We start from the raw sequence: 17,371 nt of genomic DNA, 5'->3' as shown, positions 1-17,371 counted from the left end.
TTTCACTCACACGAGAACACCCATGAGCATATACAAGCCGGCGATGCACTGATGTTGCCGGCCAACAGCACGGGCGTGTGGGATATCCAGGAAACCGTGCGCAAGACCTACGTATTGATTCTGTAACGCTTTGATCCTTGATCGCCTGCCATAAAAACAGCCCTAAAACCGCCAGGAAATCGAACCATGAAAGCCATTGCCCTGTTGCCCTTGATGTTGCTGGCCTCTGTCAGCCAGGCCGCCGAGACGGTGAAAATCTATAACTGGTCCAGCTACATCGCCCCGGATACCACGAAGAACTTCCAGAAACAGACCGGGATCGGTTTCAGCTACGACGTGTATGACAGCAACGAAACCCTCGACGGCAAGCTGATGACCGGTAACTCCGGCTATGACGTGGTGTTTCCTTCCAACCACTTCATGGCCCGGCAGATTCAGGGTGGCGCGCTGAAAAAGCTCGACAAGAGCCAGTTGCCCAACTGGAAAAACCTCAACCCGGTGCTGCTCAAGGCCTTGGAGAACAATGACCCGGGCAATGCCCACGGTTTCCCGTACCTGTGGGGCAGTACCGGCATCGGTTACAACATCGACAAGGTCAAGGCGGTGCTTGGGGACGATGCCCCCGTGAATTCCTGGGACCTGATTTTCAAGCCCGAATACATGCAAAAGCTCAGCAAGTGTGGCGTGGCCATCCTCGATAACGGCCCGGAATTGTTGCCCATCGCCCTCAATTACCTGGGCCTTGAGCACCACAGCAAGAACCCCGAGGACTACAAAAAGGCCGAAGCCCTGCTGATGAAAGTGCGGCCGTATGTGGCGTACTTCCACTCCTCGAAATACACCGGTGACCTGGCCAATGGCGATATCTGCGTGGCTGTCGGCTTCTCCGGCGACGTGCTGCAGGCCCAGAGCCGCGCCACCGAAGCCAACAATGGCGTGAAGATCGGTTATCAGATCCCCAAGGAAGGCGCCGCGATCTGGTTCGACATGGTGGCCATGCCCGCCGACGCGCCGGATGCAAAGGCCGGCTACGCCTTTATGGATTACCTGCTGGAGCCCCAGGTCATGGCGGAGATCACCAACGCCGTGCACTACGCCAACGGCAATAGCGCGGCGGACAGCCTGGTCAACCCTGAAATCAAAGGCGACACCAAGGTCTACCCCAGCGCGGACATGATGGGTAAGTTGTTTGCCCTGCAAGCCATGCCGCTGAATATCGACCGGATTCGCACGCGAGTCTGGAACACCATTCGCATGGGGCGCTGAAAAACCATCTGTCTTGATGGGTTTGATCGTTCCCCCGCCTGGCGGGGGAACGATCTCAGGGGTTTTCCAAGTCATGCCCCAGCGACTGGATAAACAACGAAAACAACTCCGGTTGTGACGATATGTCCAGCTTCGCGTACAGGTGCCTACGGTGCACTTTTACCGTGTCCGGCGAGATATTCAGGCGCTCGGCCATGGCTTTGGAAGAAAACCCGCGCAGTACCAGCCGGGCGATTTCCAGTTCGCGCTCCGACAGCACACCGCTGCCGAACTGGCTCAATGCATCCCTGATCTGGCTGTCCATGGCCGGCACCCGTTGAGTGCTCTGTTGCCAATGCTGTTGCATCAGCGGCAGCACCCAGGCCGCAAGCGTAGTCAGCAAGCCTGCCTCTTCGCCGCTGAAGCGCCGCTGCATGCCCAGCGACAGTGACAGCGTGCCGGTACCCGGCAGTTGCAGGATGAACTGCACCTCGTCTTCCAGCACGTTGTCGTGAAAGTAGTTGAGGAAGTACTCACTCTGGCGAAAATGATCCGGCGCCACTTCTTCCAAGCGATACACGCCGCTGGCATTGCCTTCACGGCACGCCTGGTAGAAGGGGTCGAGCAGGTACAGGCCATTGAGGTACACCAGCATCGAAGCGGGTTTGCTGGTGGGCTGGGCGTCGTACTCTTCCAGGGCCCGGGGTGGGCCATCCAGGGGGTAGAAGATCGCCAGGGCGTTATCGAAGGGCACGCACTGGTGCAGCAACAACACCAACGGTTTCCAGAAACGCTCGGTGCCGATATGCGAGACGGTGCGGCCCAGGCCGGCGTGCATGCCGACTTCGCGAAACAGGCTCATATGACAGGCTCCCGCCACCCAAAGATCGGCCCAGGGTTCGGCTTTTGCCGCAGGCCGTCAAGGGGAGTACGCCAATAGGGGAATTGGCTGACATAAACGCAGCGTTTAATTTCACCATTATTCAGCGGGAAACATATCCCGCCAACACATCATTTTTCGTTTCTGCCTCACACCAAGAACAACGACAGAGGATAACGATATGAGCACTTCCCCCACGCTTGACGGCGTGCTGAAACCCACCCTGAGCGTCTTCGATGTGGTGACCATCACGGTTTCCGCCGTGACACCCGCCAGTTCGGTCTTCGTGATCGCACCGTTCGCCATCCAGCAGGCCGGCAGCGGGGTGTTCCTGGCGTTTGTGATGGCCGGTTTGCTCGCACTGATGTTCGCCTTTTGCTACGCCGAACTGGGCCGCGCCCATAACAGCGCCGGTGGTGAGTATGTGTATGCCAAGCGCGTGTTCGGCGGCATGGCCGGCTATGCGACCTTCCTCACCGTGCTGGTGATGCTGCTGTTTATCCCGCCGGTATTGGCCACTGGCGCCGCGACCTACCTCAACAACGCCTTGGGCACCCGCTTTGATTCACAAACCGTCGCCCTGGTGATCGTGGCATGCAGCTACGCCTTGGGCGTTCTCAATATCAAGCTCAATGCGTGGATCACCGGCACGTGCCTGCTGCTGGAAGTGGCGGCGTTGCTGGTCATCGTGTTTATCGGCTTCGGCAACCCGGTGCAGCCCGCGAGTGTGTTGTTCCAGCCGCAGATCGTCGAGAACGGCGTACTGCACCTGGCGCCCTGGGCCCTGGTAATCGGTGCGGTGGGCATCGGCCTGTTTTCCTACAACGGTTACGGCACCGCAGTGTTGCTGGCCGAAGACATGAAATGCGCCGGCAAAGGCGTACACAAGGCGGTGCTGTGGTCCCTGGGGCTGGTGGTGATCATCGAACTGGTACCGATCACCGCGCTGTTGATCGGCGCGCCCTCCCTGAGCGCGATGATCAGCAGCCCCGACCCTATCGGCTACCTGCTCACCAGCCACGGCAATGAAACCCTGTCGCGGCTGGTCAGCGCGGGGATCTTCCTGTCGGTGTTCAACGCCATCGTCGCCATCGTCATCCAGATCGGCCGCGTGGTGTTCAGCAGCGGGCGCGATGCGCTCTGGACACCCAGCATCAACACCCTGTTCACGCGGATCCACCCGCGCTGGGATTCGCCCTGGCTGGCTACGCTGTTCCTGGCGATCCCCTCGGCGCTGCTCAGTTTCAGCTCGAATTTGGCCGACCTCACGTCGTTCAGCGTGTTGCTGATCATATTGGTGTACCTGGTGGTGGCGCTGAGCGCACTGATGAGCCGTGCGCTGCTGCGCGACCGCGAGCATCCCTATCGCATGCCGCTGTGGCCGTTGCCCGCGTTGCTGGCGGTACTGGGCGCGGGGTACCTGTTGATCACGTTGGTCATGGCGGCCTCGGTGCGCGACATCATGGTCATCCTCGGCTTGCTGGCCGTGTCGGTGATTTTCTATTGCATCAGCGGCCGGTCGAGTCCGGTCTTCCAGAAACTGTAAGGAGTGGGTATGCGCGCACGTCAATTGGGCATCACGTTGGGGCTGGGTACGCCCGGTGAGTTGAATGCAATCACCGATGTGCCGGGCGTCCGGGTCGGCCACAGCACACTCAAGACGCGTATCAACGGCAAACACGTGCGCACCGGCGTCAGCGTGGTCCAGCCGCGCGCCGGCGAGGCGCGGCAACAACCGTGTTTCGCCGGTTACCACGTGCTCAACGGTAATGGCGATGCCACCGGCCTTGAATGGATCCGCGAAGCCGGGCTGTTGACCACGCCGCTGGCCATCACCAACACCCACAGCCTGGGCATTGTGCGCGACACCCTGATCGCCCTGGAGCGCGAACGCCTGGCGGACCCGGCGGTGTACTGGTGCATGCCGGTGGTGATGGAGACTTACGACGGCCTGCTCAACGATATCTGGGGTCAACACGTCAAGCCTGAGCACGTGCGCCAGGCGCTGCACAACGCCGAGACCGGCCCCGTGCAGGAAGGCGCGGTGGGTGGCGGTACCGGGATGATCTGCCATGAGTTCAAGGGCGGTATTGGCACCGCGTCGCGACGTTTACCGGCGGAGCAGGGCGGTTGGACCGTTGGCGTGCTGGTGCAGGCCAACCATGGCAAGCGCCAGGAGCTGCGGGTCGACGGCTACCCGGTGGGGCGCCAACTGATGGGCATTGCCTCGCCCTTCGCCGAACGCGGCACGCCGGGCATGGGCTCGATCGTGGTGGTCATTGCCACTGACGCGCCCCTGTTGCCGCACCAGTGCCAGCGCCTGGCACAACGCGCATCCATTGGCATCGCCCGCACCGGCGGCGGTACCGAGGACTCCAGCGGCGACCTGTTCCTGGCCTTCGCCACCGGCAACAGGGACCTGCCGCCGGCGGATTACGCGCGTGCAGGCCTGCCGTTCAGCAGCACGTTGCAGATGCTCAACAACGACCATATTTCGCCGCTGTTCAGCGCGGCGGCCGAGGCGGTGGAGGAGGCGATCATCAACGCCATTCTGGCCGGGGAGGACATGACCACCGATGACGGCGTACGGGTGCCGGGCCTCACGGGCGACACGCTGTTGCAGGCATTAAAAAACAGCGGTTGGAGTGTGCCCCGGTAATGACGAACAACCTGATCGTTAGTTGAAGGAGTGGCTGTTTAATATTGCCAATGCCACCGTGGCAATAGAGTGGATCCCATTATTCGTGACGTCGCTGAAGTTACGCGGCGTTAGCGATATTTAATATTTAAATACGAGCCCGGTGTTTTTTGTTGGACAAAATCCGAGTGCCCCAATAAATACGGCACCCGACTTCCCTAAGTTGTCGGATGGCGCGTTTTTAACCTTGGAAATAGAGGTGGACGAAAGATTTCAAGTTGTGTCAGTTTCGTGACGCCTTCAAAAGAGGCGAGTGATAGGACGATCTCGCCAGCGGGGTTCCTATCGATCAAAGACTGATGCACTTGCACACAAGGAAGTACGTTTATGTCAAAAGTAAAAGACAAGGCTATCGTGTCGGCGGCGCAAGCCAGCACCGCTTACGCGCAAATCGATAGCTTCAGCCATCTGTATGACCGTGGCGGCAACCTCACGATCAATGGCAAACCCTCCTACACCGTCGACCAGGCAGCCACCCAGCTGCTGCGCGACGGTGCCGCGTACCGGGACTTCGACGGCAACGGCAAGATCGACCTGACCTACACGTTCCTCACCTCGGCCTCCTCGAGCACCCTGAACAAACACGGCATTTCGGGCTTCAGCCAGTTCAGCGCGCAGCAGAAGGCCCAGGCCGTGCTGGCCATGCAATCCTGGGCAGACGTGGCCAACGTCGCGTTCACCGAGAAAGCCAGCGGCGGTGACGGCCACATGACCTTCGGCAACTACAGCAGTGGCCAGGACGGCGCGGCGGCCTTCGCCTACCTGCCCGGCACCGGCGCGGGCTACGACGGCACCTCGTGGTACCTGACCAACAACAGCTACACGCCGAACAAAACCCCGGACCTGAACAACTATGGCCGGCAGACGCTCACCCACGAAATCGGCCACACCCTGGGCCTGGCTCACCCCGGCGACTACAACGCCGGCGAAGGCGCGCCCACCTACAACGACGCGACCTATGGACAGGACACGCGCGGCTACAGCCTGATGAGTTACTGGAGCGAGAGCAACACTAACCAGAACTTCAGCAAAGGCGGGGTCGAGGCCTATGCCTCGGGGCCGTTGATCGACGATATCGCGGCGATCCAGAAGCTCTACGGCGCCAACTACAACACCCGTGCCGGTGACACCACCTACGGTTTCAACTCCAATACCGGGCGTGATTTTCTCAGCGCCAGCTCCAACGCCGACAAGCTGGTGTTCTCGGTGTGGGACGGTGGCGGCAATGACACCCTGGACTTCTCCGGGTTCACCCAGAACCAGAAGATCAACCTCAATGAAACCGCGTTCTCCGACGTCGGCGGCCTGGTGGGCAACGTGTCCATCGCCAAGGGCGTCACCGTGGAGAACGCCTTCGGCGGCGCGGGCAACGACCTGATCATCGGCAACAACGCGGCCAACGTGATCAAAGGCGGGGCCGGCAATGACCTGATTTATGGCGGGGGTGGTGCCGACCAATTGTGGGGCGGCGCGGGCAGCGACACCTTTGTGTTCGGCGCCAGTTCCGATTCCAAGCCAGGGGCTGCAGACAAGCTCTTCGACTTCACCTCGGGCTCGGACAAGATCGACCTCAGCGGCATCACCAAAGGCGCCGGCCTGAGCTTCGTCAATGCGTTTACCGGGCATGCCGGCGACGCGGTCCTGACCTATGCGGCAGGCAGCAACCTGGGTACCTTGGCGGTGGACTTCTCCGGGCACGGCGTGGCGGACTTCCTCGTCACCACCGTCGGCCAGGCGGCAGTCAGCGACATCGTCGCGTGATACAAGGGCGCGGCGCTTGCGCGTCGCGCCTTCACGAGGGAGCGTGCGGATGCAGCGTTTTTTCAATTGGATCGCCTGCGGGTTGCAGGTGATGTTCGTGTCGGCAGGAGCCCACGCAATGGCGAGCAGTCTTGTTTTACCCACCACGGCCCAGTTGGCCGGGCATTGGCAGTTGCACCAGCAGGGCCAGGTGTGCGCCCTGGACCTGCTCGAACAGGCGAATGCGCTGGGCGGTGACGTCGCCTGCGCCGAACAGTGGCTGGGAGAAAAACCCCTGACCTGGTCACCTACGCCGGACGGCATCTGGCTGTTCAACGCCGTGGGCAGCGGCATCGCACACTTGAATCGCCAGAAGGGCGGTAGTTATCAGGCGCGTAATAAAACCGGCGACGTTATTGAACTAAAACGAATGCCTTAGTTATCGCTATACGCGTATTACTCGATTTTATTAGTTGCTCGGCCTGTATCTGGGGCTCGGGCAGCTTATGCGTGCAATCCGGTTCAAGGAAGATCAACACCTATGGCCAAGCCCCCTGTTGCTGCTCCTTTATTCAAGGCGCTGGGTGAATATAAAAGCATCTTGATCAGTATTGGCTGCTTCACCGCCTTGATTAACCTATTGATGCTGGTGCCGTCGATTTACATGCTGCAAGTGTATGACCGCGTGCTGTCCTCCCAGAACGAAACCACCCTGGTGATGTTGACGCTGATGGTCGTGGGCTTTTTTGCATTTATTGGCACACTTGAAGTGATCCGCAGTTTTATCGTGATCCGCATCGGCAGCCAGTTAGAGCGGCGTTTCAACCTGCACGTGTACAAGGCCGCGTTCGAACGCAACCTGCAACGCGGCCAGGGGCATGCCGGGCAATCCTTGGGCGACCTGACCCATATCCGTCAATTCATCACCGGGCCGGCGCTGTTCGCGTTCTTCGATGCCCCGTGGTTTCCCCTCTACCTGTTGGTGATTTTCCTGTTCAACGTATGGCTCGGCGTACTGGCCACCGCCGGTGCGCTGCTGCTGATCGGCCTGGCCTGCCTGAACGAATACCTGACCAAAAAGCCTTTGGGCGAGGCCAGTGGTTTTTCCCAGCAATCCACCCAGCTGGCCACCAGCCACTTGCACAACGCCGAGACCATCCAGGCCATGGGCATGCTCGGCGCGCTGCGCCAGCGCTGGTTTGCCGTGCATGCGCAGTTCCTGGGGTTGCAGAACCGTGCCAGTGACACCGGTTCTGTGATCAGCTCGCTGAGCAAGTCCCTGCGCCTGTGCCTGCAATCGCTGGTGCTGGGCCTGGGTGCGCTGTTGGTGATCCGTGGCGACATGACCGCCGGGATGATGATCGCCGGTTCGATCCTGATGGGCCGGGTACTCAGCCCCATCGACCAGTTGATCGCGGTGTGGAAGCAATGGAGCTCGGCCAAGCTGGCCTACCAGCGGCTGGACGAACTGCTGCGCGAATTCCCGCCGCACGTGGAGCACATGGCGTTGCCGGCGCCGAACGGGCAGATAAGTGTCGAACACGTCAGCGCGGGCCCACCGGGGCATCGTTTGGCCAGCTTGCATCAGGTCAGCTTCAACCTCGGCGCCGGCGAAGTGCTCGGTGTCTTGGGCGCTTCCGGTTCCGGCAAATCCACCCTGGCCCGCGTGCTGGTGGGTGTGTGGCCAACGCTGGCGGGCACCGTGCGCCTGGACCGCGCGGACATCCATCGCTGGAACCGCGACGACCTCGGCCCGCATATCGGCTATCTGCCCCAGGACATTGAGTTGTTCAGCGGCAGCATCGCCGACAATATTGCGCGTTTTCGCGAGGCTGACCCTGAGTGTGTGGTGAAGGCGGCACAACAAGCCGGCGTGCATGAACTGATCCTGCGCTTGCCCCAGGGTTACGACACGGTGCTGGGCGACAACGGCGGCGGCCTGTCCGGCGGCCAGAAGCAGCGCGTGGCCCTGGCGCGCGCGCTGTACGGCGGGCCGCGCTTGATTGTGCTGGATGAGCCCAACTCCAACCTCGACACCGTCGGCGAGGCCGCGCTGGCCAGCGCCATCGTACAGATGAAGGCCCAGGGCAGCAGCGTGGTGCTGGTGACCCATCGCTCCTCGGCGCTGGCCCAGGCCGACAAATTGCTGGTGCTCAACGAAGGGCGCCTACAGGCGTTCGGGCCGAGCCAGGAGGTGCTGCGTGCCTTGTCCGGCCAGCAGGAAGCGCCAAAAGACAAGCCCGGCGTCAGTTTCAGTCGTCAGTACTCAGCCGCAAGGAAGCCCGGCGCATGAACAGCCTCACTGTTGAACCCCCTTTCAAAGAACGCGATGCCGGTTTTTTTGCCCGGATGGGCTGGCTGCTGACCGTGGTCGGCGCTGGCGGGTTTTTCCTCTGGGCCAGCCTCGCGCCGCTCGATCAAGGCATCCCGGTGCAGGGCACGGTGGTGGTGTCGGGCAAGCGCAAGGCCGTGCAAACCCTCAGCCCCGGCGTGGTCAGCCGTATTCTGGTGCGCGAGGGCGAATGGGTGAAGCAAGGCCAGCCGCTGTTTCGCCTCGACCAGACCCAGAGCCAGGCCGATGTGCACTCGCTGCAAGCCCAATACCGCATGGGCTGGGCGAGCGTGGCGCGTTGGCAGAGCGAACGGGACAACAGCGCCGGCATCCGCTTTCCCGCCGAACTGAGCAGTAACCCCGACCCCGCATTGGCGTTGGTGCTGGAAGGCCAGCGCCAACTGTTCAGCAGCCGCCGTGAAGCCTTCGCCCGTGAACAGGCGGGTATTCGCGCCAATATCGACGGCGCCACCGCGCAACTCAATGGCATGCGCCGTGCCCGCAGCGACCTGACCGCCCAGGCGCAATCGCTGCGTGACCAACTGAGTAATCTGCAACCATTGGCCGACAACGGCTACATCCCGCGTAACCGCTTGATGGAATACCAGCGCCAGTTGTCCCAAGTGCAACAGGACCTGGCGCAGAACACCGGTGAAAGCGGTCGGGTGGAGCAGGGCATCCTCGAATCGCGCCTCAAGTTGCAGCAGCACAGCGAGGAGTACCAGAAGGAGGTACGCAGCCAATTGGCCGACGCGCAACTGCGCAGCCTGACCCTGGAGCAGCAACTCACCTCGGCCGGGTTCGACTTGCAGCACAGCCAAATCAATGCGCCCGCCGATGGGGTTGCGGTCAACCTCGGCGTGCACACCGAAGGCGCCGTGGTGCGGGCCGGCGAAACCCTGCTGGAAATCGTGCCCCAGGGCACGCGCCTGGAAGTGGAGGGGCACTTACCGGTGCATCTGGTGGACAAGGTCGGTACACACTTGCCGGTCGACATTCTCTTCACGGCCTTCAACCAGAGCCGTACCCCGAGGGTGCCGGGGGAGGTCAGCCTGGTTTCCGCCGACCAGATGCTCGATGAAAAAACCGGCGCGCCCTATTACGTGTTGCGCACCACCGTCAGCGAGGCCGCACTGGAGAAACTTCAGGGCCTGGTGATCAAGCCCGGCATGCCGGCCGAGATGTTCGTGCGCACCGGCGAACGCTCGCTGCTCAATTACCTGTTCAAGCCGCTGCTCGACCGCGCCGGCTCCGCGTTGACCGAGGAATGAACATGAAACCGGTGTTTATCGCCTTGTTGTTGACCTGCACCAGCGCCCAGGCCGCCATGGGCCCGTTCGATGTGTACGAGCAAGCCTTGCGCAACGACCCAGTGTTCCTCGGCGCCATCAAGGAGCGCGACGCGGGCCTGGAGAACCGCACCATCGGCCGCGCCGGCCTGCTGCCCAAGCTGTCTTATAACTACAACAAGGGCCGCAACAACTCCGAGGCGCATTTGCCGGACGGGCGCGGCGGCAGCTACCGCGACGACCGTAACTACAACAGCTACGGCTCCACCTTCAGCTTGCAACAGCCATTGTTCGACTACGAAGCCTACGCCAACTATCGCAAGGGCGTGGCCCAGGCGCTGTTCGCCGACGAGAGTTTTCGCGACAAGAGCCAGGCGTTGCTGGTGCGGGTACTGACCTATTACACCCAGGCGCTGTTTGCCCAGGACCAGATCGACATCGCCCGCGCCAAGAAGAAAGCCTTCGAGCAGCAGTTCCAGCAGAACCAGCACCTGTTCCAGCAGGGCGAGGGCACCCGCACCGATATCCTCGAAGCCGAGTCGCGCTATGAGCTGGCCACCGCCGAAGAGATCCAGGCGCTGGATGAACAGGACGCCTCGTTACGAGAATTGGGCGCGCTGATCGGCGTGCAGAGCGTCAACATCCACGACCTGGCGCCGCTCAACCAAGGCTTTGCAGCGTTTACGTTAACCCCGGCCAACTACGACAGTTGGCATGCCCTGGCGATCGGCAATAACCCCACGCTGGCGTCCCAGCGCCAGGCCCTGGAAGTGGCGCGCTATGAAGTGGAACGCAACCGCGCCGGGCACCTGCCCAAGGTCACGGCGTATGCCAGCTCGCGCCAGCAGGAATCCGACAGCGGCAACACCTACAACCAGCGCTACGACACCAACACGATAGGCGTCGAAGTGAGCCTGCCGCTGTATGCCGGTGGCGGCATCTCGGCGTCCACCCGCCAGGCCAGTCGCGCCATGGAGCAGGCCGAGTACGAGTTGGAGGGCAAGACCCGCGAAACCCTGATCGAACTGCGTCGCCAGTTCAGCGCCTGCTTGTCCGGCGTGAGCAAACTGCGCGCCTATCAAAAGGCCCTGGCGTCTGCCGAAGCGCTGGTGGTGTCGACCCGGCAAAGCATCCTCGGCGGCGAGCGGGTCAACCTCGATGCGCTCAATGCCGAACAACAGCTGTACAGCACCCGACGCGACCTGGCCCAGGCGCGTTACGACTACCTCATGGCCTGGACCAAATTGCATTACTACGCCGGCAACCTGCGCGACACCGACTTGGCCAAGGTGGATGAAGCCTTCGGGCCGGCACCGCGTTAAGGGGCGTTCTCGACAATTGCAACAACAAAAGAGGCAATACCATGGGTGTGTTTGACTATAAGAGCCTCGGAGCCGAGGGTTCCAAAGCGTTGTTCGCCGATGCCATGGCGATCACGCTGTACACCTACCACAACCTGGATAACGGCTTTGCCGTGGGCTACCAGCACAACGGGCTGGGCTTGGGCTTGCCGGCCACATTGGTCGGTGCGTTGCTGGGCAGCAGTGATTCCCAGGGCGTGATCCCCGGCGTGCCGTGGAACCCGGACTCGGAAAAGCCGCGCTGCAGGCGGTGCAACAAGCCGGTTGGACGCCGATCAGCGCCGGCACGCTGGGGTATACCGGTAAAACCGACGCCCGGGGCACCTTTTTTGGCGAAAAGGCCGGCTACACCACGGCCCAGGCCGAAGTGCTGGGCAAGTACGATGACGCCGGTAAATTGCTCGAAATCGGCATCGGCTTTCGCGGCACCTCCGGTCCCAGGGAAAGCCTGATCAGCGATTCCATCGGCGACCTGGTCAGTGACGTGCTGGCCGCGTTGGGCCCCAGGGATTACGCAAAAAACTACGCGGGCGAGGCCTTTGGCGGTTTGCTCAAGAACGTTGCCGATTACGCCACCGCCCATGGCCTGGGCGGTCACGACGTGGTGGTCAGCGGCCACAGCCTGGGCGGCCTGGCGGTCAACAGCATGGCCGACCTGAGCGCGGGCAGATGGGCCGGGTTCTACCAGGACGCCAACTATGTGGCCTATGCCTCGCCGACCCAGAGCGCCGGTGACAAGGTGCTCAATGTCGGCTACGAAAACGACCCGGTATTCCGTGCGCTGGACGGCTCATCCTTCAGCGGGTCATCGCTGGGCGTGCATGACCAGCCCCATGCGTCGACCACCGACAACATCGTCAGCTTCAACGACCATTACGCCTCGACACTGTGGAACGCGCTGCCGTTTTCCATCATCAACCTGCCGACCTGGATCTCGCACTTGCCCACCGGGTATGGCGACGGCATGACGCGCATCCTGGACTCCGGGTTCTATGCGCAGATGAGCCGCGATTCGACGATTATCGTCGCCAACCTGTCCGCCCCGGCGCGCGCTACCACCTGGGTGCAAGACCTCAACCGCAACGCGCAGCCGCACACGGGCGACACGTTCATCATCGGCAGCGCCGGCAATGACCTGATCCAGGGCGGTAAAGGCGCGGACTTTATCGAAGGCGGCAAAGGCAATGACACGATCCGCGACAGCAGCGGGCATAACACCTTCCTGTTCAGCGGGCCGTTTGGCCACGACCGGATCATCGGTTACCAACCAACAGACAAACTGGTGTTTACGCAGGTAGAGGGCAGTGCGGACTATCGTGATCACGCCAAGACAGTGGGTGGGGACACGGTGATCAGTTTTGGCGGGGATTCGGTGACATTGGTGGGCGTGAGCGGGTTGTCGGGGGAGGGGATCGTGATCATCTGAAACTGCCTGTTGTGGTGAGGGCGCTGCTTGCTCACCCCAACAGCCCCACTCCCACATTTGATCAGTGTGGCTTGAAGGAAATCAGTTTTCCTTGCGCACCGTAGCCACGTCATCGGCCTTGACGCGTACACGCTTGCCGGCGATATCGGTGAATTCGTAGAAACCGTCGGCGGTCTTGGCGTTTGGCGTGTCTTTGGTCAAATACTGCGTGCCGTTTTGCAGGGTTACGACGGTTTGCGTCGCGCAACCGGCCAATACCAGAAAAGTGAGTGCAACCAGCGGCAGCCCCAAATTCTTCATGTTCATTATCCTTACCTTCAACTCGGAAAAGTCCCGCGCCAAGGGCTGCGGGCCGTAAATGTTACGCCATCGACCCCCCATCTGATCACTTTTATACAAAAAGTTGCGTACGCCATTTATCTATTACCGATTGCAACACAGCATCGGCGGCGGCACTCTGTATGCATAACCAGTATTTGATCAGCGCGCACCATGGCCAATCCGCTCGACGACCCACTCTATTACCTGCATAACTTCCGCCAGGTCCTGCATTGGCTGGGGCAACGCTATGCCGATCTGCTTGATCCTGACGAAGAGCATTTCATTCAGCAATTTGACAGGTTGCCGCAGGCCTCCCAGGCGCTGTTGGTGCGCATGGTGATGCGCAAAGGCGTGCATTTTCGCGCGGGCAAGCTCAACTACGGGGAGGTGGGTTGCACCCACGCCGCCGCAGTGCCGTTGTTGGCACTGGGTTGGGTGGATGACCAGCACCCGCTGGGCTTTGCCGAACTGTTCGCGCTGCTGCAAAAGGCTGAAATCCTGAGTGCCTTCGCCCCCTGGATCGATCAGCCCAAGGGCAAGAAGGCCGACTGGCTGGAGGGGTTGGCGGCGCAGTTCAGCCAAACCCGCAGCTTTGCCCAGTGGTGCCCCGAGTTGGCCGATTCGTTGTACAGCCTCACCGTGATGGACCTGTGCGACCGGTTGCGCCTGATGTTCTTTGGCAACCTGCACCAGGACTGGTCCGAATTCGTACTGGCGGACCTGGGCATTTACACCTATGAAAAAGTCGAGTTCTGCGCCGAGTCCCGTGGGCTGCGCACGCGTGCCGACGTACAGGGTTTTCTGTTTTTGCACCACTGCCAGCAAGCCTTTGAAAACGCTGAAGCCTTGGACGAGGTGCTGCACCGGGTCGCGACCCTGAGCACCGACAACCCCTGGCTGGAAAAACGGCGCGCCAAGCTGTTGTTCCAGATCGGGCAGTTCTGTGAACGCAGTGCGCAATTGGCCCTGGCCGAGCAGATCTACCGGGCCTGCGCGTATCCCGATGCGCGTTCACGGTTGATCCGTGTGCTGGAGCGCCAGCAGGACTACGTGCAGGCCATGGCCCTGGCAACCCTTGCGCAACAGGCGCCGCAAAGTGCCGCCGAGCAGCAACACCTGCAGCGCGTCATGCCGCGTCTTCGGCGCAAATTGGGTGGGCCGGTCGCGCCCAGGTCCAAGCCTCGCGAGGTCACGCGCCTGGACCTCGAACTGGCGCTGCCGGACCCGCTGATGTCGGTGGAATACTGCGTGCAGGCTCACCTCAGCGAACCCGATGCACCGGTGCATTACGTAGAAAACGGCCTGATCAACTCGTTGTTCGGCCTGCTGTGTTGGGACGCGATCTTCGCTCCGTTGCCGGGCTCGTTTTTTCACCCGTTCCAGCGCGGGCCGGCGGACCTGCACAGCGAAGACTTCCATCAACGCCGTGCGCCGCTGTTCGACGCGTGTTTCGAACGACTGCAGGACGAGCGCTACAAAACCGTGATTCGCCAGCGCTACGTGGACAAATGGGGGCTTCAGTCGCCCTTCGTGTTCTGGAACCTGCTCAGTGAAACGCTGCTGGAACAGGCATTGGCATGCTTGTCCGCCGCGCACCTGCGCCACTGGTTCGAACGCCTGCTGCTGGACATTCGCGCCAACCGCAGCGGCATGCCGGACCTGATCCAGTTCTGGCCGGCGCAAAAAACCTACCGCATGATCGAAGTCAAAGGCCCCGGCGACCGCCTGCAAGACAATCAATTGCGCTGGCTGGAATTCTGTGGCGACCACCAGATGCCGGTCACGGTCTGCTACGTGCGCTGGGCGGAGCACGTCGCTTGAGCTACAGCGTGGCCGTGCGGGCGCTGTGTGAGTTCACCGCCAAGGTCGGCGACCTGGACCTGCGCTTTACCCCATCGCCCAGCGCCCAGGAGGGTATCGTCGGGCACCGCACCGTGGCTTCGCGACGCAGCGCGCACTACCAGAATGAGGTCGCCCTCGAAGGCACCTACCAGCAACTCACCGTGCGGGGCCGGGCCGACGGCTACGACCCGAACGCCAACCGCCTGGAAGAGGTGAAAACCTATCGCGGCGACCTTGACGCCCAGCCCGCTAACCACCGGCAACTGCATTGGGCTCAGGTCAAAGTGTATGGCTGGCTGATGTGCCAGAAGCTCGGGTTGACGCAGATCGAGTTGGCGCTGGTGTACTTCGATATTGTCGGCGAGGGCGAAACCCTGCTCAGTCAACGCTTCCAGTCCGCCGAACTACAAGCGTTCTTCAACACCCAATGCGCGCTGTTCCTTGGCTGGGCCAGGCGCGAAATGGCCCACCGTGAAGCGCGCAACCGCGCGGCCCAGGCCTTGAGTTTCCCGCATGCCGGGTTTCGCCCCGGCCAACGCGCGTTGGCCGAGTCGGTGTACAAGGCCGTCAGCACCGGCCGCTGCCTGATGGCCCAGGCGCCCACTGGCATCGGCAAGACCCTTGGCACGCTATTCCCGCTGCTCAAGGCGCTGGCGCCGCAGCAACTGGACAAGGTGTTCTTTCTGACCGCCAAGACTCCCGGCCGAAAATTGGCCCTTGATGCCGCGCAAGTACTGCATGCCGCCAGCCCCGACCTGGCCTTGCGCGTGCTGGAGCTGGTGGCGCGGGACAAGGCCTGCGAACACTTGGATAAAGCCTGTCACGGCGATTCCTGCCCGTTGGCCCAGGGTTTCTACGACCGTCTGCCCGCCGCCCGTATCGCCGCTTCCAACGTACGCCTGTTGGACCAGCGCAACCTGCGCGACGTCGCCCTGGCCCACAACGTGTGCCCCTATTATCTGAGCCAGGAAATGGCGCGCTGGGCCGACCTGGTCGTTGCCGACTACAACTACTATTTCGACTTCGGCGCCATGCTCTTCGGCCTGGCCCAGCTCAACGGATGGCGTGCTGCGGTGCTGGTCGACGAAGCCCATAACCTGGTGGACCGCGCGCGCGCGATGTACAGCGCGAGTCTTGATCAATACCGCCTCAAGACCCTTCGCGACACGGCGCCCGAACCGCTGAAAAAAACCTTGCAGCGCCTGAACCGTGAATGGAACGCCCTGCACAAGGAACAAGTCGCGCCGTATCAGGCCTATGCCGCCAAACCGGAAAAACTCTTGCAGGCCCTGAGCCTGTGCGCCAGCGCCATGGGCGACTACTTCAACGACCATCCCGACTCCCTCAGCGGCGAGCTGCAAGCCTTTTACTTCGAAGCCCTGCAGTTCTCCAAGGTCGCCGAGCTGTTCAACGAACACTTCATTTTCGATATCAGTAAGCGTCAGCTCAACGCCAAGCGCAGCAGTTCTACCCTGTGCCTGCGCAACGTGGTGCCCGCCGAGTTCATCCGCCCACGGCTGACGGCCGCCCGCAGCAGCGTGCTGTTTTCCGCCACGCTGAGCCCCCGGCACTATTACGCCGACCTGCTCGGCCTGCCCAAGGACACGGTGTGGATCGACGTGGAGTCGCCGTTCAAGGCCGAGCAATTGCGCGTGCGCATCGTTGATCGAGTGTCTACGCGGTTCGTGCATCGCCAGGCATCCCTGCAGCCGATCGTCGAGCTGATTGCCCGACAATTCGCACAGCGGCCGGGCAATTACCTGGCGTTTTTCTCAAGTTTTGATTACCTGCAACAAGTGGCGCAGTTGCTGGCCGAACAACACCCGCAAATCACCTTGTGGCAGCAATCGCGCGGCATGACCGAAGCCGAGCGCCAGGCGTTTCTCGATCAGTTCACCGAGCACAGCCAGGGCATCGGTTTTGCCGTGCTCGGCGGCGCGTTCGGCGAGGGTATCGACTTGCCTGGCGCACGCTTGATCGGTGCGTTTGTCGCGACGTTGGGCTTGCCGCAACTGAACCCGGTCAACGAGCAGATGAAGGCGCGCATGGGCGCGATCTTCGGTGCGGGTTATGACTACACCTATTTGTATCCCGGTATTCAGAAAGTGGTGCAGGCGGCGGGCAGGGTGATTCGTAGCGAGCAGGACGAGGGCGTGGTGATATTGATCGATGACCGGTTTGGCGAGGCGCGGGTGCGGCAACTGTTTCCGAAGTGGTGGTCAATCGATAGCTGATGG

At 61.6% G+C, this 17,371-nt stretch carries 12 protein-coding genes and 2 pseudogenes; 12 read left to right on the top strand and 2 right to left on the bottom strand.

Features of this window, described 5'->3' with window-relative positions; translation table 11 throughout:
• Positions 1–30 precede the first annotated feature (30 nt).
• A pseudogene (locus AB4N98_RS27020) lies at positions 31–126 on the top strand (cupin domain-containing protein); the annotation flags it as partial.
• A gap of 60 nt (positions 127–186) precedes the next feature.
• Positions 187–1,266, top strand: a complete 1,080-nt coding sequence (locus AB4N98_RS27015; protein WP_065879104.1) for a polyamine ABC transporter substrate-binding protein — start codon at positions 187–189, stop codon at positions 1,264–1,266.
• Between the two features lie 55 nt (positions 1,267–1,321).
• Here the strand turns inward: AB4N98_RS27015 and AB4N98_RS27010 are convergent, their stop codons facing one another.
• On the bottom strand, positions 1,322–2,107 hold the full coding sequence (locus AB4N98_RS27010) for a helix-turn-helix transcriptional regulator (protein WP_017530630.1): 786 nt from the start codon (positions 2,105–2,107) through the stop codon (positions 1,322–1,324).
• Between the two features lie 199 nt (positions 2,108–2,306).
• On the opposite strand from AB4N98_RS27010, the gene AB4N98_RS27005 reads away from it, so the two are divergent.
• The 8 genes and pseudogenes from AB4N98_RS27005 (at position 2,307) to AB4N98_RS26970 (ending at position 12,971) form a co-directional block, all read left to right on the top strand.
• Positions 2,307–3,671 carry an APC family permease gene (locus AB4N98_RS27005; RefSeq protein WP_017530631.1) on the top strand — a complete coding sequence of 455 codons (1,365 nt, stop codon included), beginning with the start codon at positions 2,307–2,309 and terminating at the stop codon, positions 3,669–3,671.
• Positions 3,672–3,680: 9 nt separating this feature from the next.
• Complete coding sequence (locus AB4N98_RS27000; RefSeq protein WP_065879103.1) at positions 3,681–4,784, top strand: DmpA family aminopeptidase; 1,104 nt, start codon at positions 3,681–3,683, stop codon at positions 4,782–4,784.
• A gap of 366 nt (positions 4,785–5,150) precedes the next feature.
• Entirely contained in the window at positions 5,151–6,584 is a 1,434-nt protein-coding gene (locus tag AB4N98_RS26995) for a serralysin family metalloprotease (protein ID WP_017530633.1), read from the top strand.
• A 49-nt stretch (positions 6,585–6,633) separates the two neighbouring features.
• Positions 6,634–7,002, top strand: a complete 369-nt coding sequence (locus AB4N98_RS26990) for an AprI/Inh family metalloprotease inhibitor (protein WP_065879102.1) — start codon at positions 6,634–6,636, stop codon at positions 7,000–7,002.
• 102 nt (positions 7,003–7,104) lie between these two features.
• Positions 7,105–8,856: a type I secretion system permease/ATPase gene (locus AB4N98_RS26985; RefSeq protein WP_068931830.1), complete on the top strand. Its 1,752-nt coding sequence runs from the start codon at positions 7,105–7,107 to the stop codon at positions 8,854–8,856.
• Positions 8,853–10,166: an HlyD family type I secretion periplasmic adaptor subunit gene (locus AB4N98_RS26980; protein ID WP_460149112.1), complete on the top strand. Its 1,314-nt coding sequence runs from the start codon at positions 8,853–8,855 to the stop codon at positions 10,164–10,166. The genes AB4N98_RS26985 and AB4N98_RS26980 overlap by 4 nt, the downstream gene beginning before the upstream one ends.
• Before the next feature lie 2 nt (positions 10,167–10,168).
• Positions 10,169–11,506, top strand: a complete 1,338-nt coding sequence (locus AB4N98_RS26975) for a TolC family outer membrane protein (protein ID WP_017530637.1) — start codon at positions 10,169–10,171, stop codon at positions 11,504–11,506.
• A 41-nt stretch (positions 11,507–11,547) separates the two neighbouring features.
• Positions 11,548–12,971 (top strand): annotated as a pseudogene (locus tag AB4N98_RS26970) (polyurethane esterase).
• 81 nt (positions 12,972–13,052) lie between these two features.
• Here AB4N98_RS26970 and AB4N98_RS26965 read toward each other — a convergent pair.
• Complete coding sequence (locus AB4N98_RS26965) at positions 13,053–13,277, bottom strand: YgdI/YgdR family lipoprotein (RefSeq protein ID WP_017530639.1); 225 nt, start codon at positions 13,275–13,277, stop codon at positions 13,053–13,055.
• A gap of 186 nt (positions 13,278–13,463) precedes the next feature.
• On the opposite strand from AB4N98_RS26965, the gene AB4N98_RS26960 reads away from it, so the two are divergent.
• Together AB4N98_RS26960 and AB4N98_RS26955 are read left to right on the top strand one after the other, a co-directional pair.
• Positions 13,464–15,113: a VRR-NUC domain-containing protein gene (locus AB4N98_RS26960; RefSeq protein WP_460149111.1), complete on the top strand. Its 1,650-nt coding sequence runs from the start codon at positions 13,464–13,466 to the stop codon at positions 15,111–15,113.
• The gene (locus AB4N98_RS26955) at positions 15,110–17,368 is read left to right on the top strand and encodes an ATP-dependent DNA helicase (RefSeq protein ID WP_460149110.1); all 2,259 of its coding nucleotides are present in this window, start codon (positions 15,110–15,112) and stop codon (positions 17,366–17,368) included. The genes AB4N98_RS26960 and AB4N98_RS26955 overlap by 4 nt, the downstream gene beginning before the upstream one ends.
• Positions 17,369–17,371: the final 3 nt, after the last annotated feature.

This window comes from Pseudomonas sp. S3_E10 (assembly GCF_054667615.1).
Note: the sequence above shows the minus strand (reverse complement) of the source record. Positions and strands in the feature narration are given on the sequence as shown.